This window comes from Phocaeicola sp. GP0067 (assembly GCF_031119655.1).
Classification (GTDB): Bacteria; Bacteroidota; Bacteroidia; order Bacteroidales; family Bacteroidaceae; genus Phocaeicola; species Phocaeicola vulgatus.
The window spans coordinates 13609-36235 of the sequence record NZ_JAVHZY010000002.1; the positions used below are offsets into that span (position 1 = coordinate 13609).

At 44.0% G+C, this 22627-nt stretch carries 10 protein-coding genes; all 10 read right to left on the reverse strand.

Features of this window, described 5'->3' with window-relative positions; genetic code table 11:
- Positions 1–36: 36 nt before the first annotated feature.
- A complete protein-coding gene (locus RE317_RS01895; protein WP_016270248.1) occupies positions 37–2877 on the reverse strand; it encodes a glycoside hydrolase family 2 in 2841 nt (946 codons plus the stop codon).
- Between the two features lie 90 nt (positions 2878–2967).
- Positions 2968–6138, reverse strand: coding sequence for a glycoside hydrolase family 2 TIM barrel-domain containing protein (locus RE317_RS01900; RefSeq protein ID WP_011965701.1), 3171 nt, complete (start codon positions 6136–6138; stop codon positions 2968–2970).
- 129 nt (positions 6139–6267) lie between these two features.
- A complete protein-coding gene (locus RE317_RS01905; RefSeq protein ID WP_011965700.1) occupies positions 6268–7767 on the reverse strand; it encodes a RagB/SusD family nutrient uptake outer membrane protein in 1500 nt (499 codons plus the stop codon).
- 25 nt (positions 7768–7792) lie between these two features.
- Complete coding sequence (locus tag RE317_RS01910; protein ID WP_005848095.1) at positions 7793–10867, reverse strand: TonB-dependent receptor; 3075 nt, start codon at positions 10865–10867, stop codon at positions 7793–7795.
- A gap of 211 nt (positions 10868–11078) precedes the next feature.
- The gene (locus RE317_RS01915; protein ID WP_005848097.1) at positions 11079–12524 is read right to left on the reverse strand and encodes a RagB/SusD family nutrient uptake outer membrane protein; all 1446 of its coding nucleotides are present in this window, start codon (positions 12522–12524) and stop codon (positions 11079–11081) included.
- Between the two features lie 21 nt (positions 12525–12545).
- Positions 12546–15665: a TonB-dependent receptor gene (locus RE317_RS01920; RefSeq protein WP_032938871.1), complete on the reverse strand. Its 3120-nt coding sequence runs from the start codon at positions 15663–15665 to the stop codon at positions 12546–12548.
- Between the two features lie 267 nt (positions 15666–15932).
- Positions 15933–17531, reverse strand: coding sequence for an aspartate:alanine exchanger family transporter (locus RE317_RS01925; protein WP_117695969.1), 1599 nt, complete (start codon positions 17529–17531; stop codon positions 15933–15935).
- 90 nt (positions 17532–17621) lie between these two features.
- Entirely contained in the window at positions 17622–21902 is a 4281-nt protein-coding gene (locus RE317_RS01930; protein WP_117873508.1) for a malectin domain-containing carbohydrate-binding protein, read from the reverse strand.
- A gap of 88 nt (positions 21903–21990) precedes the next feature.
- On the reverse strand, positions 21991–22293 hold the full coding sequence (locus RE317_RS01935) for a helix-turn-helix domain-containing protein (protein WP_008668589.1): 303 nt from the start codon (positions 22291–22293) through the stop codon (positions 21991–21993).
- Positions 22265–22606: a type II toxin-antitoxin system RelE/ParE family toxin gene (locus RE317_RS01940; protein ID WP_008668591.1), complete on the reverse strand. Its 342-nt coding sequence runs from the start codon at positions 22604–22606 to the stop codon at positions 22265–22267. The genes RE317_RS01935 and RE317_RS01940 overlap by 29 nt, the downstream gene beginning before the upstream one ends.
- Between the last annotated feature and the right edge of the window lie 21 nt (positions 22607–22627).

Consider the following 22627-nt stretch of genomic DNA (forward strand, 5'->3'; position numbering starts at 1 on the left):
AAGTTCCTCTTCCCTTTACAATCTATTTTTTCACTGTTATTCAAATTTTAACGTGATACTTCCCCCATATGCTCCATCAGCCCAAAATGCTTGTGAAGACGGACCTATCAAATCTGTCGTATTCACTTTATTACGAACCGGAGGAATTACTTTCATCAGACTGATGCCGGTAGCCGGGAAAGTATAAAGCAAGCCGTCACGACCGTCGCGAGGCTGATAAACCCCTACATAATTCTGAGGAGTACGGTTACAGATACTTATCGTTCCTTCCTGCGTTTTCAAAGTCATCCATTGCACATTAGCAAAGTACCCTTTAAATTCGGGATAAGTAAAGCTTTCGGCAGGAATGGGATCATTATACTCATTTTCCCATACGCCCAACTGCGGACCATGCAGACGGTTCTGCCATACACGGTAAGGACCGTCACCTACCCAACGCTTGCTCAACACTTTATCTTCCGGATAATCAAACATCACCCCCATCAAATCCACTACACCGCTGAAGTTGTATGTAAAGTCTATAGCAGCGGTACCGTCAGGAGCGATAGTCCATACAGCCTGATCAAAACATCCCAGTTTGTAGTTAGCGGTAACCACTACGTTATTGCCTTCTTCACGCACGGTAAAACCTGTAAAACGACCGGCATCATCAAATGTAGTGTATTGGGTTTTCTTCTTTTCAGCCTCTTTGTCATCATGGTTATAAAACTGGTCCATAGAACGGTCCGAACGCTTGGCGGCAATAAAACGAGGACCATTTGCCAGACTGATGATACGGCTTCCAACCTTTACCCCCTTCAGTTGTCCGTCTTTCTGAGAAAAAGTAAATGTACGTCCTCCGGCATCCACCGTCAATGCATCGGCAGTTTCTTTATAAGAAGGCTTGTTTCCGGCAGAAGCCTGCTGCAATCCGGCAACGTCGTCCAGTTTATAACTCCACGTAAAGAGATCATTCCCCTGCTTATCCGTTACTGTCAGCATCAAAGCATGGGCCCCCTTGACAGCCGCAGGAATAGTCAGTGTACCCGCACCGTGAGCAGGAATGTCGGGACAGTTCACCTCTCCCTGTTTCATCACTTTCATTCCCCCCTTATCGGTTACAGAAGGCAATTGCACATATTTATAAGTGAAACGGCATGTATTCGCATTCAGGAAATCGTAACGGTTCTCTATTTTCAGTTTGCCGTCAAACTGACTGTCAAGGCTATCGGTCATGATTTGAATAGGACACCACACCTGCTTGATGGTAAAGTAACTGCCCTCTTTTTCGTGATGCGGACCTACAATGCCATCGGCTCCATAATTGCCGCAGTTGTCAATGAATCCATTCATATCCACACGCTTCACGCCCTCATCGGCCAGTACCCAAAGGAAACCTCCGGCACAACGGGGATGCTTACGCATCATTTCCCAATAATCATACAGTCCGGCTCCGTGTCCTCCATCGTACAATCCATGCAGAAACTCGGTCGGCATAAATATTTCCGGCAGACGCATATAGTTCTGGCTTTCTCCGTAAGAACGATAGTGCATGGTTTCATATCCACTGAAGTTGCCTTGCGGATGAAGCACCGGACGTTTCTGAGGATCATATTTATGGAATTCACCATCCAGTTCAGTATTCCAGCCTTTTTCATTACCATTGCTCCACCAGATAATACACGGATGGTTTACATCACGGGTAATCATTTCTTTTACCAGCTTCTGCCCGTTGATGGTTTCGTGCTTGCCATGCCAGCCGCTTAACTCATCCATTACATAAAGCCCCAGCGAGTCACAAGCTTCAAAAAATTCGGGATCGGCAGGATAATGACTCAGGCGGACGGCATTCATGTTCATGCTCTTGATCAGCAATACATCTTCAATGTTCTTTGCCTTGCTCAGTGTACGTCCGCTTTCAGGACGGAAACTATGACGATTCACCCCTTTAATCATCACACGCCGACCGTTGATATACAATCCGTCACTTTCACGTGTTTCAATGGTACGGAAACCAAATTTCTGATTTTCAACATGCAATGTTTTGCCTGCTTTATCAAGCAGTGTAAAGGTAGCCTGATACATGGCCGGAGTTTCAGCCGTCCATAATTCAGGAGATTTTACTGCGAAATTAATCGAAGCATGGTCGCTGCCCGTACGGACATCCGAAGTATTTTCGGCCACTTTTTTCTCTTTAGCATCTGTTATGACAGTATGTACCCTAGCACCTTCTACTGCCATATTCAGAAAACAATCGGCATAGAAATTCCCATCCGCCTTCGCATCTATTACCAGACGATCTATATTTTGAGCCGGTTTCGCCACGATAAACACAGGACGGAAAATACCTCCGAAATTCCAATAATCAGCACGACGTTCTGCCAAATTAACCCCAGCATTCGCACTTTCCTTGCTTACAGTTACTTCAAGTACATTCTTTTTTTTCGATCCGAAAAATACCCGGTCACTCACATTATAAATAAAGCGGTAAAAAGCTCCCTGATGCATGGAGCCGGCTTTACGACCGTTTATCTTTACCTGCGTATCAGTCATAGAGCCTTCAAATACCAGCTCTATCTGTTTACCATTCCATTCGGCAGGCAACTCAAATTCATATTTATACAAACCTTGTTCGTCAGCTACTCCTTCAGGAAAAGCCTTACCATAGAATTTCATGCCATATTGATAAGTACCGAATCCTTGCAGTTCCCAACAAGAAGGTACTCCGATTTTCGTCCATTTTCCGGAATTATTACCACCGGTACACATGAAATCCCATTGTACCATATCATCACAGCCACGTCCTGACAAGTATTGGCGTTCTGTTTTTACGGAAGATTGCGCCAACAAACCTGCCGATAAAGCAAGGAGTGATAAAAAAGTTGTTGCTCTTTTCATTTTGATATTTGATTTTTAATTTAATTCTATATTTCTGTCTGCCACCGGAAAGATATGTCGCCGTCGCCTATTCAAACCTTTTGCCATACATCATTTTATAAGACTGAAGCGTACCCGCAAAGTATGAGATTTCTGCTTATCAATGGCGTATTTCTTCAGCACTCCCGGACCACAACTACTGTTTCCTAAACCTAAAACCGCAGCATCCAGGCTGAGAACAACCTCCTTTCGTGGTTTCAAGTCACAATCATGAGTTGTTTTATAAATATCATCCACGGTATAATGTAAGGCCGAAAATGAAAATGGCCGGTCTATGGCGGTCACACGGACGCCTTTACCCTGTTTATTGGTTAGAATCACCTCGGTAACATCCTCGTGATTGCCACTGTCCTGCGGACGCGGGTAATGTGTGTACTGTTCACTCACCTTGCTGTTCCATCTACCTATCAGACAGGACGTCTTACGGTCGGGATAGTTTTCCCACGGGCCACGACCGTACCAGGAAAGGTTCTCATATTCTTCTCCCAATACAAATGCACTGCCCAGACGAGGCAATTCCGGCAATTCTCCTTGTGGCAGATAAGTCTGTTCCAGATCCACCGTTCCATCCACATATATTTTATAATGGGAAGAAACACGGATGCTACCTTTGGCATAACGATATTCCACAACCGATTTCTTCGATACGGTTCCATCTGTTTCCTGAGTTTTCGTTTCGGGAGTAATTACCTCTACTTGAGGAGCATCCAATCCCTGATTCTTCCAATCCTTGGCCAACCAGTTACCGAAACTTTTATCATTATCCGTCGGAGCACGGAAAGCTTGAAAATAACTATCTTCCCATAAATCCAAAACAGAAAACTTACTTTTACGTTTACCCGGTTGTACACCGTCAGCCACCGCCATCAAATGATCATTCAAGGCAAACTGTTCCTTTAAAATCTCATGCCCGGCCTTCGCCCATAAAGCATCTTCTTTCAATACTATACTTACATTCAATCGAACATCAGCCTGTTTATTAATCTTAACATCGGGCAAAGCCATCGTTCCTGTTTCACCGGGTGCCACCGATGGAAGCGCCAGTTCCCCTTGTTTCATCTTCTTCCCGTTCTCTATCAAAGTCCACAGACAGCGATATCCTTCCAGACCAATGTGATGATTACGGTTCGTAACTCTTAATCCTTTGGGCAAAACATCTTGTTCTTTTGGAAAAACCTGAAGATCTTTTTCCATTTCCAATTTAACCGGAGCATATACTTTCTTCACCTCCCAATATTTAGGCGTAGTTTCGCGGTCACTCATCACCACACCATTAAAACAGAAAGCCTTTAAATTAGGCCGATCACCAAAGTCACCGCCATACGCCACCATCCGGCGGCCATCCGGCAATATCTTATAAATACCTTGATCCACCCAGTCCCATATAAAGCCGCCCAGCATACGTGGGTTACTATAAATCTCATCCCAATATTCCTTGAAATTACCTAAAGCATTCCCCATACAATGTGCATATTCGCTGGTCATCACAGGACGGTTATCATTCGTGCGTTCCGCTATTTCCAACAAGCGTTCCCAACGTGCGTTCTCCGCCCGTTCCTTGTCCTCCCCTTCGGGAATGCCGGGATTCAGATACTCCTGTTTCACACGGGTATAGAAACGGCTGATTACATCCACTGTTTTCGGGTCGGGTTCTCCGTTTACTCCCTGAGCTCCTTCATAGTGTACGGGACGTGTAGGATCAAAATCATGTAGCCAAGCCGAAATAGCAGCAAAATTAGGTCCGTAACCACTTTCATTTCCCATGCTCCACATCACTACCGAAGGATGATTTTTATCGCGTTCCGCCATACGTACCGCACGATCCAGAAAAGCGGCGTGCCAATCGGGTGTACTAGCCAATGTTCCACGTAATCCGTGCTCTTCTATATCCGCCTCATCCATCACATACAGTCCCAAGCTGTCGCACAGTTCATACCAACGGCTCACATTGGGATAGTGACTGGTACGGACTGCATTCACATTGGCTTGTTTCATCAGCAATATATCCTGCAACATCCTCTCCTCACTCATCACGCGTGCCGTATACGGATCGTGTTCATGACGGTTTACCCCACGAAAACGGACCGAATTACCGTTAACCAACATTTGTCCGTCCTTTATTTCAATACAACGAAAACCTACCGGCTGTTCCACTTGCTCTATGGTCTGTCCGTTTGCATTCTGTAAACGAAGTTCCAACTTATATAAATAAGGAGTTTCGGCTGTCCAACGTTGCGGAGATTTTATAACGGCGGATATACGTCCCATCTTACGTGGACCACGTTGCGGATACCATTCATTCATCCGTGCCGCCTTATGCTCCAAATCCAAGATATCTTCCACATTGCCAACCATATTCACTACTTCCCTTCCATCCGCATCCTTCAGCACCGCCTGCAACGTATAACCTTTACCGTCCATTCCCCGGTAAACGCTGAGCTGCGGATCAATCAGCAGTCGGAAATCTTGATAATTCCCCTGAACAGCAGGCAGAGTGCGCACTACATAGTCACGGATACGGATATCCGGAGTATGCACCAAATGAATACTGCGATGAACACCTCCAAAACGCCAAAAATCCTGATCTTCCAGATAAGATCCGTCACTATACCGATAAACTTCCAGAGCGATTTGGTTCTCTCCCGGTTTCAACCAGCGGGTGATATTGAACTCACTAGGTTCCATACTTCCCTGGCTATAACCTATACGTTCACCGTTTATCCACACATAAAAAGCACTCATCACTCCTTCAAAGCGAAGAAAAGTCTGCCCATTTGCCTTCCACCCGGCGGGCAGCGTGAAAGTACGCCGGTATTGCCCCACCGGATTACGCTCCTTGTAGGTGGTATACGAAGCTTTAGGCTCCCCCATCACCCGTGGAGGATCTATTTTAAACGGATATCCTGCCGATACATAAATAGGCGTTCCGTATCCGTTGATTTCCCAATTGGCAGGAACCGGAAAATCTTTCCAATCCTTGTCATTAAAGTCCGTGCGGTAAAAATCCGTTATCCGTTCGGAAGGCACAGGAGTCCACCGGAATTTCCACATCCCGTCCAGACTCATCGAACAATCCCCCTTCTGCTTGGCAAAAGGCACAAAAGCAGCCCTTGCCGGTTCCCTATTAATCTGTAATACATGATGATTCTCCCAATCATGTATTTGTTGGGCCTGTAAGGATACCGTCATCCATCCGCACAGTAACAATCCATATAATCTCATATTTTTGGTCTTTCTTTTCAAATGAAGACGGACGAAATATGATTTTGTACCATATAAATTGTAAAAAGAAAACCCTTCTCTCCGATATCATCATCGAAAAGAAGGGCAAACTTAACATGGACAAAACAATTATCTAGGATTTTGAACTATATTCGGATTAGCATCAATTTCTGTTTGTGGAATAGGAAGTGCCACCCTAGGGTCTGAAGGAGCAATGACACGGGCATCTTCAGGCATAGTCAGATGCCAGCCTCCCGAACGGTCCACCGACTTGCCATTACGCATATAATCAAAGAAAGCATGACCTTCACCTACCAGTTCTTTACGTCTTTCTTTCAGAATGCGCTCCAGGCTGAGATCAGCAGATGTTACGGATTTCGCCGGATTGGCACGGGTAACTATCGCATTCAGATATGTCAATGCTTTTTCCGTATTGCCGATTTTAAAAGCAGCTTCCGCAGCATTCAAATAGACCTCGGATAAACGGAGAATACAAAGATCATTATCCTGTGGATTGACTGTAGAAACAGCATCGGTCACACTGCCCGATTTCCCCGGATATTTAATCAGATATTTCGGTTGACCTTTGGCAGCTACAGGCAATGTATCCGCAACGGCATTTTCCGGCAAATGAGGAAATACATGGCGCACATCTTCAGGGTCTTCATTCAGCAAATCCAAATAAGCCTTTGTCAGAATCAGGTTATTCCAATCTTTCACATTATCGGCATACACCATCGGCGCCCCTTCTCCTCCCGAACCGCCTGAAGGTTCAGACATCGTAAAATAGAATTCAAACAAAGACTCAGAGTTAAAGTCTTTTCCCCATACAGAAGGATATTCGTCATGAGTAAAAAGCCGGTAAATTCCCCCATTGTCATTGATTACTTCTTCTGCACATTTCAATGCATTTTCATTGTCATTCATATACAGATACACCCGGGAAAGCAAAGCTTTCACACTCCAATAATTCATATAGGCATCATGTTTTTCCTTTGTCAGTCCTCCCAACGCATCGTTCAAGTCCTTTAGCACTTGTTCGTAACATTGTGCCACTGTGTTACGTTCCGGAGCATGATCTTCCAAGGTAGTCTGAATCTCAATAGGAACTCCTAAAGAAGCCCCATTATCCAAAGTATAAGGCATACCGAACAAACGGGTCAGATCAAATAAAGCCAGTCCTCTCATTGCCAGTGCCTCCGATTTAATCCGTGCCACTTCTTCCGGCCTGGCATTCCCCGCATTTCCGGCATCCAACTTTTCTATCAGACTGTTAGCCTGATGGATCACTTTATAGGGTTGGTTCCAGACAAGGGTTATATTAAAATTATCATCCGCCGTAACATCAAAGAAATAGTAAGGCGAAACCCTGCGGCCTGCTCCTTTATTAATACGTGCCTGCACATCTTCTCCACGACAATCAGCATAATAAAGATAATTATCACCATAATAACTATGTGCGGATGCTAATCGGTATATACCATTCAATGCCACCTGTGCATCATCTATATTTTTAATGGCATCATCACTGGGAACTGCCGTAGAAGGATCTGTATTCAGCCAATCAGCAGTACACGAAACAAACATCAATGATACAGCCGCAACAATCGATAAATATATTTTTTTCATTTCGTTCTAATTTAAAGGAGATTCATTAAAATGAGACTTCTATTCCAAAACTGTAAGTACGCATAGGAGGTGTTTCACAAAATACTTCACCGGAAACAGGTACTTCCGGATCATACTGGTCCCACTTTGCCCACGTCAACAAGTTACTGCCTGAGAAGTACAATCTTGCTTTACTGACACCCAGTTTGGTCAGCCACTGATCCGGCAATGTAAAGCCCAAAGTCAAGTTCTTTACACGTAAATGATCCGTGCTATGTACATAACGGGATGAATTCTGCGGTCCTGCCGCCTGGCCAAGTACAAATCGGGGTACATCCGTCACATCACCCGGCTTTTGCCAACGATCCAATTCATAAATGGGCAAGTTATAGTTCTGCTCTTTTGCACCGTCGGTTTCATTATAAGTTCCGGTTTTGTCAAAAGAATATCCTCCTAAAGAATAAGTCAATGTCAATGCCAGATCAAACCATTTGTAATTCACGATATTGGTAAAACCTCCTGAAATCTTCGGATCCACAGACTTATAAGGAATTGCCTGTGCTGCAGAAGCGTCAGTAGTCACTGTTCTGTCATAATTGCCATTTGCATCCTGTGTATTCATATAGTACAAAGCTTTTCCTGTCTGAGGATCAACCCCCGCATATTCTTTCACATAGAAGGTAGAATACGGCAACCCCACTTTATGGATAAACCAGCTTCCCTCGATAGACTGGTCCAATTTACCATCCAATGATACAATCTTATTTTTATTGTGGGTCATATTCAAAACAGAAGTCCAATTAAAGTTGTTACCGGCAAAGTTTATGGTACGCAGTTCCAGTTCCCAACCTCTATTATTCAGTTGTCCCAAGTTCCCCAAATAATTTTGGAAACCGGTAGTGCTACTGATAGGACGATTGTAAAGCAAATCTTTCGTATCGCGATTATAATATTCCAAGCTGACAAAAATACGATTGATAAATGCCAGGTCGAGTCCCAAATTCAAGTTATAGTTCTTTTCCCATTTAAGGTTCGGGTTCGGTAATGCCGATTCATAAGATCCACCACCTCCCATATAATTCTGCCCGTAGGAATAAAGTCCCATATATCCGTAAAGAGCACCCGGCTGATTACCATTCACACCATACGAGGCACGTATCTTTAAATCACTCAGCACACTCTTTATAGATTGCATAAATTTTTCCGCACCTACATTCCACATACCGGATACAGACCAAAAATTTCCCCAACGGTTCTCGGGTGACAGGCGTGAACTGCCGTCACGACGGAAGCTACCGGCAATATAGTAACGGTCATCATAATCATAGTTGATACGGGATACATAAGAAATCATTCTTGAATCCTGAGTAGAAGACACAAAGCTGTTCAATGATGCTGCATTATCCGGTTCCACCAAATAATCTGAAGGAAGTTTGGATTTATCCCCCATTGCTTTGTCTGTCTGATAATTTTCAATTTCATAAGCTACCAACGCATCCACATGGTGTAATTGTGCTATAGTCGTATTATATCCCAATGAAGTGGAAGAAATCAATTTACTATATTCTATAAATCCCTTTGCCGTCTGTGCATCACTACCACTTTTAGCTCCGGCTCCACTCAACGGATTCCAATAACGGGAATCTTTCTGAATATTATAATCATAGCTAAGCGTTTCTTTCAATTTCAACCCTTTGATAATATCTATCGAAGCATAGCCTGTAGAAAACATACGTGTCATGCGGGTACGGTTATAATCTGTACGGATATCACGCAACGGATTCACATTGCTACTGGGATATGATCCTACATAATTCCCTTCAGCGTCACGTACCGGAAAAGACGGAGTGGTGTTCAAAGCCACACAAAGGAAAGGATTAATAGATGATCCACGCTCCTCATTCATTTCCTGATTCAATTGAGAGAACATCACATTGGCGCCCACTTCCCCACGGGAACCTACCTTCTGGGTTACATTCAAACGAGCTGTATATCTGTCCAGATTAGAATTTTCCACCAAACCCTCCTGACGGTTAAAACCCAATGAAGAATAGAACGTAGTCTTGTCATTGCCTCCCGATACGGACGCTTCATAACTTTGATGATGTGCCGTACGCATTAATTCCTTCCTCCAGTCAGTATATCCCAGTTCCGGAATGGAGGCATAATCATTGATATGTAAATCGGCATACTCGGTGGGCGACGCCAATCCCGCCTCCGGATTCTTGGCTATTTCATCTTGTTGAAAGTTCATCAAACCTTCATAAATTAGCTCTCTACGCTGCTCCCCATTCAACGTCGGACGGAATTCCACAGCAGCATTAGAAAAGCCTCCATCCATTTTTAATGTAGCCTTAGCACGTCCTTTTGTACCTTTTTTAGTGGTTATCAGAATCACACCGTTTGCCGCACGTGAACCATATAAAGAAGCCGCTGCCGCATCTTTTATGACTGTTATATTTTCAATATCCGAAGGGTTCAGCGTACTCATTATATTCGTTTTAGAATTATTCATGTAAGCGGCATCTGCCGAGCCACCACTCAAGCTTCCGGAAGTCACCGGTACTCCGTCAATGACAAACAAAGGTTCTTTCGATGCATTGAATGACCCCATACCGCGGATACGTATACTTTGATTAGCACCCGGCTGACCGGAATTTCCCGAAATGGATACGCCCGGAGTCATACCCTGCAACTTCTGTTCTACCGATACAACCGGAACGTTCTTCAACAAGTCCCCCCGTAATGTATTTGCCGAACCGGTAAATGAAGATTTGGAAAAATTACCATAGCCTGTCACCACAACCTCATCCAATCGTTGTGTATCCGGATGCAAAGATACATTCAGCACCCCATTGGCAGGTATCTTCGCCGTTAGTGTACTCATACCTAAAAACTCAATCACTAATGTTTTGTCTTTGTCGGGAACTTCCAGAGAGAAATTGCCATCTATATCTGTCACCACACCGATAGATGTACCGGGTATTTTGACAGTAGCTCCAATTAATGGTTCTTTATCCTCCGCTGAGAGAACGCGTCCTTTCACTGTTCTATTTTGAGCTTGCACGTACAAACCGAATAAACAAGCCAAAATAAAAAAAACATACCTAGATTTATTCATGATTTATATTTATATAATTATATAATAATTTATCATGTTCCGGTCAAAAGATATGCCAACAACAAGAAGCATCCGTCAAATCACTGTATATTAACTAAATAAGAAAACAGAACGTCTGTAAAATTGTAGAATAAATCCACATGAATGTAGAATTTGTCCACACAAAAAAAGGGTGTGATACCACACCCTCTCATTTAATAATTATTTAAAATTAATTTTTAGTATATCCCGGATTCTGCTCCATATCAGGACTAAATGTAAACTGGTCTGTTGGAATCGGTAAAACACATTTATAATAATCCCAGTCTATTTCCTCCACGATACCCGGTAAATGATATCCTCCCTTACGAACAATGGTCTTTCCATTTCTCAACATATCAAAGAAACGATGCCCCTCACCTATCAATTCTTTACTTCTTTCTTCCAACACCCTATCCAATGTATATTCAGCCGCCGTTACTTCCTTTGCAGGATTAGCACGCTGCACAATTGCATTCAGATAATTCAAACCTTTTACGGCAGATGCCCCACCTATTTTCACTCCGGCTTCCGCCGCATTCAAATAGACTTCAGACAAACGGAAAATAACATAATTATTTTCAAAAGATGGAGTCGTAGCATCTGTTCCCGGCCATTTCTTCAACCACCATACATCATTTTTATTATAAACATTCTTTTCCAGCAACAGACAGCGAATATCCTCCGGGTCACTCAATAACTCATCCACAAATTTCTGAGTGGCAAAAATCTCACGATACCCATTCCAATGCATCAGATATGCCAATGAACTTCGTCCTCCATTATCATCTGTACTATTAGCAATTTCAAATAATGATTCCGTACCAAACGTATTTTTCAAATCCCATGCCGGAACATATTCATCACGTGTATAAAGACGGTACATTCCATTTCCTTCCACTTCTTCAATCAAGTTGCTTGCCATTTGAAACGCTTTCTCGTTATCATCATGATACAGATAAATACGAGACAGCAATGCTCTTGCAGCATACGCATTCATCCGGCTGTTATTTTTAGAAGTACTCATTAAAGGTATAGCCTCCTCCAATGTACTGATTATGAACTCATAATCCTTTGCAACAGTGCTGCGTGGCGGATTTTCATCTAATGTAATTGCATGATCTACAATTGGAGCTCCCCAACCGGCCCCTTTATCCTTAGTATAAGGATAACCGAAACAACGGGTCAAGTCAAACTGGCAAAGTGCCATGATAGTCATCGCCTCACCTTTCAATTCCTTTAATCTTTGCTCTGAACCTTGCACTTTTCCATCATCAATCGCATTGATCACATTCCATGCATTACGGATAATATAAAAAGGACGTCCCCATAAATATCCGGCATTTAAGCTTGTAGAGCGATGATCATATAAGTAACACCGGTTACAAGTTCTCCCGCTATTATAAGAACTCTGCATATCATCCCCTTTCATATCCCCATAAAAAAACATGGTTCCGCCATAATAGCCATAGCTGGACATCAAATCATACAATCCATTCACAGCATTATCTATATCCTGCTCTGTACTCAGTGCCAAATCCGTAGAAACGCTATCACCAGGATGAGTGGTTAAAAAATCATCCCCGCACGATACGGCCAATAAAGAAATCAAGCCTAATATAATTATATTTTTTTTCATAAACAGTTCGGTGTTAATTGATTAGAATTTAAGTTCAAGTCCAAATGCGAATGTTTTAAGAGGAGGAGTAAAATAACTTACAATTCCATTCAACTCCGGATCATATTGATCGTATGCAGCCCACGTCAACAAGTTGGTACCCGAAAAATAAATACGGGCAGAATTAATACCTATGGTTCTCAACCAAGACTGAGGAGCAGAAACGCCAACAATCAAACTTTTCAAGCGCAAATGATCTGTGCTATGAACACCACGTGACGAGTTCCACCAGCCACCATACTCTTGTCCATACACATATCGGGGAACATCTGTTATATCTCCCGGCTGTTTCCAACGGCGGCGTAACTCTGTACTCTTATTGTATTGTGCCGTATAACCGTCATCCTGCAAAGCATACATGGCACCATCGTAAGAATATCCACCTAAATGAAACGACAAATTAAAAGATAAATCAATAAACTTATAATTAAACGTATTCATCAATCCACCGGTCAATTTAGGATATATATCTTTCAACTCCACACGGTCGGCATCATTGGGGTCATACACAATATTCCTGCTTCTATTGCCATTTTCGTCTTCTTTATTGTCATAATACATCGGGCGTCCGTCATTAGGATCCACTCCGGCATACTCTCTCAAATAAATTGTCGCATACGAACAACCTTCCTTTCTGATATAATTTCCATCTATAAATTCCGGAAGATCCGCCAGTTTTACAATCTTATTTTTATTATGTGACAAGTTTAAAGAAGTTGTCCAACTAAAATCTTTGGTTTGAATATTACTTGAACGTACCTCTATTTCAAAACCGGTATTCTTCATTTCGCCCACATTCGTAAGAATACTGCCAAAACCACTGATAGAATTCAATTGCTTACTCATCAATAAATCCTTAGTCGTTCTGGTATACCAATCGAAAGTCAAATTAACCCGTCTGAACAGACTTAAATCAACCCCCAGATTCAATGCATAGTTCTTTTCCCAAGTCAAATCAGGATTAGCAATAGCATCTTCCCACGGAGCAGGTTTTCCATTATAAAATGCTCCGGTAGTATAAGTTCCATGATAACCATAATAACCGGTCGGCAGATTACCGTTCACACCATACGATGCTCTTAATTTCATATCCGACACCACATTCTCCCACGGTTTCATGAAGTTTTCCTGAGAGAGTCTCCATGAAGCGGAAACAGCCCAAAAGTTCCCCCAACGGGTATCAGGCGCCAATCGGGAAGAGCCATCACGACGGAAACTGAAACCTGCATAATATTTATCATTATATCCATAATTCAAGCTTCCTACATACGACACCATAGCATCTTCCTGCCTCGTATTAGTAAGATCAGCAGGTTTGGCGCCATTATCCAACGACGGATTAAGTGTTTGCCCGTAAACCTGTTTCTCACCATACATATCCTCATAATCGTATTTCATAACCTCATACGCTAAAACCGCATTAATGTTATGTTTGCCAAACGTTTTATTATATGCCAGATTCGTTTGTGAAGTATAACTCATTCTCTCAATCATCATCATCTGTCCGGATCCCTGTGTAGCTTCCCCATCCTTACCGTCAGGCGAGTAAAAGAAAAAGTCTTTATTTAAAGAATAGTCTACTGTAAAGATAGTAGATAACTTCAACCCGTCCAAGATATGATAGGCAGCCTTGGCGGATGCCATTGTACGTGCCAGACGTGCATAATTTGAATCTACAGAATTCTCATACAGCGGGTTAATACCTCCATTATTCTGGAAACCCGTATGATAACTGCCATCCTCATTATAAATAGGTATGGAAGGGGTCAATTGATATTTTGAAGAATAAAGCGCACTGGCATAATACTGTCCCTCCGGCGTATGTTTATTACGAGTCCATGAAAAGGTAGCATTCATTCCATACTCAAATTTATTCCATTTACTGTTTGCATCAATACGACCGGTAAAACGTTCCATTCCTGAATTTATGCTTATACCTGTCTGATTGGTGTATCCTAACGTACCAATAAAATTCGATTTTTCATTACCTCCGCTTACAGACAAACTATAGTCCTGCTGATGTCCTTTTTTCAATAAAGCATCTTCCCAATCAGCATATCCGTTGGCCGGGCGTGCAGCATAATTGTCAATTTGTCCATCCGCATAAGCCTTTGCCTCGGCTTCCGAATCCCCCTGATTCAAACGATAATTAACAAATCCTTCATAAATCAACTCCCTACGCTCTTCACCCCCCATTATCGGACGATAATTGTAAGCGATATCCGTAATACCGTAAGTAGCCTGCATACTCACCCTCATTTTACCTTCCTTCCCTTTTTTAGTAGTAATAAGGATTACACCGTTAGATCCTTTTGCTCCATATAATGAAGCAGAAGCGGCATCTTTCAATACGGTTATACTTTCAATATCCGCAGGATTTAATGTCTCGATCAAACCAAGTCCTCCCGCACTGGCATTGGCACTTAGACCACTCATATCCCTAGACGCTACCGGCACGCCGTCCAATACATAAAGAGGTTCTGTAGAAGCATTCATAGAAGCAATTCCACGCACCCGCACTGTAGCTTTAGAACCCGGCTGGGAAGAACTGGCCACTGAACTTAACCCCGGAATATTAGCCTCCATCATCTGTGCTACAGACACAACAGGCAATGACTCCAATTTATCCGTATTCAAAACAGAAGCAGACCCCGTATAAGTAGCCTTCTTAAAATCACCATAACCGGTCACTACCACTTCATCCATCAACTGCGAATCCTCTTTCAGCATCACTCTTATTTGCCCGTTAGCAGGCACTTTCACCTCCGCCGATTTCATACCGATGTAACTGATTACGATAATATCACCCTGTTTAGCATCAAGAGCGAAATTACCTTCAATATCGGTAATCATACCGGTATTGGTTCCCTTGATGATTACGGACGCCCCGATTAAAGGCATTCCGTTAGCATCCTGCACATTACCTGAAACATGTTTTTTCTGCTGTACGCTTTCCACACGATCTGAAACCGGAGAAGATAGTGCATGGTTTTCCACTGCGAGCACGGAGCTCAATCCTGTAATAGACATTGCCGAATAGGCAACTACAAACAAACATCTGCATTTGTCTGTAATTCGAGAGTGTGTGTCTTTATTCCTCATAAAATTGAGTATATTTATAAATACCATATATGAGTTCAGCTTATTCATACCATATTCCAATCGTCATTCTGTCACTGAATAAGCCTAATCTTTCTCCGTATTACATTAAGGTTGTGACAAATATATAAATTAAAATCTATAAAAGAAACAAAATGAATATTTTTTTCTCCTCATATCGATAAATAAAAATACAACATTCATCCAAATAAAAAATGTGCCAAAAGTATTTACTACCTTTGGCACATACCCACCCGGCTGTTTGATATATCAATAAACCGCCGAAGCGATCACTTGTATAAACAAAATAAGGAACACCATTGCAATCGGATACACCGTAGCATATGCAACACTCGGAATATTACTATCTACCATGGAATCGGCTGCCGCAAGACCGGGCGTACTGGTCATACCACCGGTGATGGTGCCCAGCAAATCCAACAAACTGATTTTAAAGACCAACCTGCCAACCACAACGGCAACCAGCATAGGCACGACAGTAATGGTCGCCCCCACTCCGAACAATAACAATCCGCTCTCCTGAAAAGTAGCCACCAGATTCTTACCGGCAGAAGTACCGACCTCAGCCAAAAACAGCAATAAGCCCAACTGGCGTAACAACTGATTGGCAGGACCGGACATAGACCACAATATGGGTCCTGTCTTTCCCACGGCACTCAGCAGCAATGCCACCATCAGCACTCCTCCGGTCAATCCGGGTGAAAAGGAAACACTGTCTGAAAATGAAATATTTATTTTGCCGAACAATACACCTAATACAATCCCCATAGCTATCGGGAAGAAATCAGTATCAGACAACTGTTTGGCATTATTCCCCAACAAACGGGCAACGCCTCTGAGTCCTTCCCGTTCACCGACCACCATCAGCTTATCACCGAATTTCAAGGCCAAATCCGGAGAAGGTGACAAGTCTATGCCGCTTCGACGGATACGGGTTACCGTACAACCAAAGTTACGTTGTAAATTCAGATCCCCCAATTGCTTGTTTATCATATCTTTCTTTGTCAGCAATAAAGATTCAATCTCCTGTGTCTGATCCAGAGGCAATTCACCTTCCTCCCGTTCTCCAACCAATACGGCAAACTGATTCAGCGCTTCCTCACTTCCCACCGCCTGCACATAGTCCCCTTCCAGCAACATGGTATTCGCTTTAGGCATCAATATAGAATCCCCATGCTTTACCCGTGAAATGACGGCCCCCGTCATGGCACGTGCATTTATTTGCGCCAAAGTACGTCCGAATACCGCTTGATTGGTCACTCTGAAAATGCAAGTTGTCAGTTCCGGAAAACTGCTGCGCCGTTCCAGTTCCAACCTGCGCGCTTCTTTATCCAGATCCACCCGCATAATCTTGGGTAACAGCTTCACAAACAAAATCACCCCTATCACTCCAAACGGGTAAGCAATACCGTATGCAATGGAAGCCAACGGTGAATTTGTACTGTCTATAGCTACCGCCAGACCGGGCGTACTGGTCAATGCCCCTGCTATCAATCCCACCACACTGGGCGTATCAATGTCAAAAGCATACTTCAGTCCTACCGCCGTCAGACAGGCAGAGCAAATAATAAGCATAGTGATAAGAATCAGTGTCTTTCCTTTACTTCTGAAAGAATCGAAAAATCCGGGACCGGCCTGAATACCGATGGTAAAGATAAAAAGCACCAGACCGAAGTTCCCCAATTCTTTAGGAATGATCACACCGAAATGTCCGAAAAGCAAGGCAATGAAGATAACGGCCGACACATCCAGCGACAAGCCCTTTATCTTAATCCTCCCTAGCATAAAGCCCAACGCTACAATAAGGAAGAGCGAGAAATAAGAAGAATGCAGTAAATCAATTAACATATTTTTAAGAGGTTAGTTTCAGAGCACAAAGATATGTAAAAATGCCAAATGCTGAAACTTTCCCCTTACTATTTGCAGAAACCATTCCTCCTATTGCACATCCAGCGCATCCAGTGCCAGCCCCTCCATATCCGGAGCGGAAAGCACCACCTTATAATAGCCTGCATTGATATACGTACCCGTCGTTGTACTCAGCATACGCCACTTTCCGGGAGTTTCGGCAAAAGTCAGATGATCCTCCTTCAGTACCACCCCTTTGGAGTCGATGAACTGCATACGCACCTTCATAGGCTTCCCCGTAGCGTTCATGTATTTAAAACGAAGGGCATAGACCTGTGCCAGACCGGTAGAGATATTCCAGGTAATACTGCTTTTCTCACCTTTACCAAAGAAGACACCGGTTTGTTTCTTGACCTCTTTCTTTATAAACTTGCCTTTCAACATAGCGTCCTCGGCTTGATAAGTCACATTGGCACGGGCATTTTTATCTTCAGGCAATAATTCTTTGGGAGTCTTTTCCATCACATCCTTGTCTTGGGCAGCCCAGCTGAAACTTACATTCCGGTCATCAGCCCCTTGATTAGCAACAGGCTCCACAGAAGCGGCCGAAGCTATCGCAATGCCACAAATCAGAGCTTGCCCCGCTTTCACCTCCGGAAAATCAATCTTCAAGACACCACCTTTCACAACAGCATTCACCACCTTTTTGCAAGCGCCGTCATGCCCCGCTTCAGCCCATACATCCAAGTCATCCAGAAGCACTTTATCATTTACCGCTACATCAAAAATACGCAAGCCTTCACAATCCGTCTGTACGCCGCCTCCCGTACCATGCCAGGGCTCTGTAAAATAAAGTTCCACACGATACTCGCCATCCGGAACGGGAAAGCGGAAATTCAGTTTATGGCGTCCGAAACGGAAAGTCTGGAACAGCTCCCAATCCCTAGTGCCATGAATGGGATCATTCGTGGTACGCTGGCTCGCCTGATAAGGGCTCAATAACTGCACACTGTCCGACGGATGGATAAACGATTCCGCCCACGAATGAGAATAACGGCTGTTATCCTGCGCCCAGACCTGACCATACGTATCCGTATAAGCATCTCCCCCGCAATTCAAACGATAAAGATACGTATATCCCTCAGCTCCTTTCAACAAATCAGTTCCGTTCAACCGGTCGGCAGCAACAGGCACTATAACAGAGCCACGGTAAAGAGCCTCAAAATGAGGAGCTTTCTCCAAACCGTCCAGCACCAGCACATCTTCCGCTGCCGGTTTTCCTTTAAAGTATCCCACGGCACGAAGCACATTATAACGGATATCACGGTTCTCCCACATAAAATGAGTACCTACCCCATGATTCAGTTTCCGTCCCAAGTATTCAGCATCCACCGCATCATTGTACAGCAACACACTGTCACAATTGCTGTACGCCTCAATGGTAGCCCGTCTGCGGCCTGTTGCAAAACGGTCTTCCCACGTGTGGGATGCCAGATAGACCATCGGATCTTCGGAAGCCGGCACATAGTTGGCACGATACATATAATATACATCCAGCGGTTCTTCCCACGGAGTAACCAGTCCTTTATAATTAAACGGTCCCACCTTATCTATACGGCGATACGCTTCATCCGGCTGGCGGCGTCCCGGATTATCATGACTGCTGAATATCCATTGGAATTGTCCGCACACACTGTCCTTTGCCTGTTCCGCCAATCGGATCTTGGTTTCCATCAACCGGCACATACGTTCCTCGCTCCATACGCCGTTCGCATCAAAAGCTGCCGGTTCCGTATGCAACCCGATGCTGCGCCATGCCCCATATTCACCATTCAACAACTGATTGGTCTGTGACAATTCACGGCCATACTTATTCACATCACCACCATAGGTTCCACTCCAGTTCTGAATAACATTCCAATCTGTTCCATCACCACCGTTACACGTGGTAATCACACGCATGGTACGCGCCGTAGGATCCATTTCACGGATAATCTCACTACACTCCTCGGCAAACTCCTTAGGCAGCGTGCTTTCGTTCTGCAATCCCCACATCACCACACTGGGCGAGTTGCGGCGTTCCTTCACCCACTGGCGGAGCAGTTTCTTGAAATTCTCACGAAACTCCGGAGTGTCATACCACACGTGGGCCGAAAACTGAGTCCACCACAACATACCTTCCTTATCCCAATATTTCTGATAATCCAGGTGATGGGGCTGGTGAGCGTCACGGAAAGCGTTGAAGCCCGCCGCACGGATCTGTTTCACACGGGCTGCCACCTGCTCACGGCTGAAAGCATGGCTTTGTCCGAACTGGTGTTCATATTCACATACCCCATTGATAAAGACAGGCTGTCCGTTCAGATAGAACCGTCCGTCACCGTCCTTCCGTTTCACCGGCCAACTGACGGTACGGATACCAAAGGGCGTACTAATCTCATCCGTCGTACTCTTGCCACGCTTTATCATACTGGCCAGTTTATACAAATAAGGATTCTCCGTACTCCATAAGACAGGATTCTGCACCGGCGATTGTTGCTTCACCACTTTCCTTTCACCCGGCTGCAAAGTCACCTTCTCCGTCAGGCGGAACACCTGCTTGCCATCCGCATTACTGAATTTATTAACCACTTCCACCGTTTCGGCAGTCTTCCCGTAATTTTTCACCTCCGTTTCTACAAAGACAGTTCCCGCCTTATCATCATTCCAGATATGCACTCCGAAAGGTTCGATGCGTATTTCATCCGTAGCCTCCAGCACCACGGGACGGAAAATGCCCAAAGGCTGGGAACCTTCACTGAATCCCCATTCCGAAGAACAACCACCGCATACCCAAGGCATATCGGCTATCATTTCAGGATGCTCCGCTTTCACCACCAGTCTGTTCTCTCCCGGCTTCAACGCCTCCGTCACATCCAGTGTCAACGTAGTACGCCCTACGGGATGACGGCCGAAGTCCTTTCCATTCAATGTAACAGTGGCATACGTTCCCACTCCCTCAAAACGAAGGAAATAACGTTTTCCGAATGAAGAATCGGAAATTGGAAATTGAGAATTATCCAGCATGAATATCTTTTCGTACATGGCAGTACCGTGAAGATTGCCATGAGTCAGTTGGCGGTAACCGTAATAATCGTCCCAGTTATGAGGAATATCCACCACTGTAGGGGCATTGTCCGCCTGCCCGTATGCACTTTTATCACAAAGCCATGTTTTCCATCCTTTATCCAGTTCCATCACCATCCGGCGGTTCTTCACCTCCCGTTCCGGGAAATGCACTTGCGAACGTCCCATCGGCTTGCTGGTAGCAATGGCTATACCACGTTGTTCCGCGTCATTCACGGCACAATAAAAATGATACACCACCCCATTGTGTTTCACCACATAACTTTTATGAGCGAACAATTCATCATAGTCTTTGGAAGGGATAATCAAATCCGCCCCTTTCCAATCGGTCCAGTGCACCAGGTCATAACTGGCAGCAAAGGTATTGAATGCCTTGTATTTGCGGCTCGGTTCAAAAGCCGAGAAGTAGAACATGACATACACGTCGGCCATTTTCTGGATATGCGCATCCCCCGTGATGGTTCCGTCCGCCTCGTGTGCAAAGACCGGATTGCCCGGATAGCGTTTCCACTTCTTCATATCCTTTGACAAGGCGATACCCACCCGTTCCGCTTTCAAATCCGTTTCCGGATGCCGTCCTGCCGCGTTATAGAACATGACGAAAGGAGCGCCCAGTGTTTTCTCCTTATCCCAATAGACCACACTTTTGTACTGGGTCAGCTTTTCCCACCATTGCGCGTCTTTATCATGGATACTCATCACAGGCTTGTCCTGTGCCTGCCACTCATGGGCGGAACCCAAAGGCCGGTCTGTCCAGGCCAAACCGATATACAGCGGCTTGTTCACCGATTCATATCCGGTCCCTTCCCCACCCAGATAAGTCATCCAATGCTTGCCTTTATACGTCTGCAGGGCATAGCTTCCTCCCCACTCCATATCCGGCAATGCAGGGAAACCACCACGCTGGTTGCAATCCCAGAATCCGTCACGATAAGACAAGACACGTCCCAATGTACGCCATTCCAACAGATTATCACTTTCGGCTATCCATGTCTCGTATCCACGCCCGTCCAGTCCGCTCTTACCATTATAAACCACGTAGGTCATATACCACTTATCCCCTTCGCGGAACACGGTAGGACAGTCTATTTTATGCTTGTTGTCGGCAGGAGCTACAGCCAGCCCATATTTATAAGGAGTCTTGGCTTCCTCATAAATCTGCTCCATGCGCGATTGCGGAACTTCACGTTGGGCGTATGTTCCCAATGACAACAGTAAAAATGCCAATATCAATATCTTCTTCATAATTATCTTTTTTATCTATTGGCAAGACGGATAAAAGAAGAAAATGTACCCATTCAGAGAACTTTTATCTCATTCTCTATTCTTACCATCACATAGCAGGGGTCAGCTCAACATTCAATCCCAAAGCAGAAGCAATACGATAAAAGGTAGAAACCTTAGGCTCTGTTTTTCCTGTTTCCACACGGGAAATATAAGACTTATTAGTCCCTATCTTTTCGGCAAGTTCCGCCTGTGTCATATTTGCTTTCTTCCTTGCCTCTTCAATTATTTGCCCGGTAAAGAAAGCATTAGCCCTGTCTTCGGCAGCCTTACGCTCCGGAGTCCCTTCTTTGCCAAACACAGCATCCAACTGTGCATCGACATCAAACATCTTTAGTTCTTTTTCGCTCATAATATTCTTTCTTTAGTTTTAATGCTTTATCAATTTCTCTATCTGGTGTTTTCTGCGTCTTCTTTTGAAAGCCATTGAACAATATAACAATATGCCCTTCATCATAACAGAAGAAAATCCTATAGATATTACCTTGCCACTCTATTCTTAACTCATACAGACCCTCTTTAAGAAACTTCACATACTTTGCCGGTAGTCTATCTTGAGTCTTCAATAAGAGTAATCCATATAGGACTTTTTCTTGCGTACCTTTATCCAGAGTATCAAAAAAATCTTTATAGTAGTTTTCGTATGCTATTATCTTTCTGCTCATACGACAAAAATAGAAAAAGTT

What these genes read in the sequence shown, in the direction of transcription:
- RE317_RS01895 (WP_016270248.1), bottom strand. Translation starts at nt 2,877, where the DNA reads ATGAAAAGAGCAACAACTTTTTTATCACTCCTTGCTTTATCGGCAGGT.
- RE317_RS01900 (WP_011965701.1), bottom strand. Translation starts at nt 6,138, where the DNA reads ATGAGATTATATGGATTGTTACTGTGCGGATGGATGACGGTATCCTTA.
- RE317_RS01905 (WP_011965700.1), bottom strand. Translation starts at nt 7,767, where the DNA reads ATGAAAAAAATATATTTATCGATTGTTGCGGCTGTATCATTGATGTTT.
- RE317_RS01910 (WP_005848095.1), bottom strand. Translation starts at nt 10,867, where the DNA reads ATGAATAAATCTAGGTATGTTTTTTTTATTTTGGCTTGTTTATTCGGT.
- RE317_RS01915 (WP_005848097.1), bottom strand. Translation starts at nt 12,524, where the DNA reads ATGAAAAAAAATATAATTATATTAGGCTTGATTTCTTTATTGGCCGTA.
- RE317_RS01920 (WP_032938871.1), bottom strand. Translation starts at nt 15,665, where the DNA reads ATGAGGAATAAAGACACACACTCTCGAATTACAGACAAATGCAGATGT.
- RE317_RS01925 (WP_117695969.1), bottom strand. Translation starts at nt 17,531, where the DNA reads ATGTTAATTGATTTACTGCATTCTTCTTATTTCTCGCTCTTCCTTATT.
- RE317_RS01930 (WP_117873508.1), bottom strand. Translation starts at nt 21,902, where the DNA reads ATGAAGAAGATATTGATATTGGCATTTTTACTGTTGTCATTGGGAACA.
- RE317_RS01935 (WP_008668589.1), bottom strand. Translation starts at nt 22,293, where the DNA reads ATGAGCGAAAAAGAACTAAAGATGTTTGATGTCGATGCACAGTTGGAT.
- RE317_RS01940 (WP_008668591.1), bottom strand. Translation starts at nt 22,606, where the DNA reads ATGAGCAGAAAGATAATAGCATACGAAAACTACTATAAAGATTTTTTT.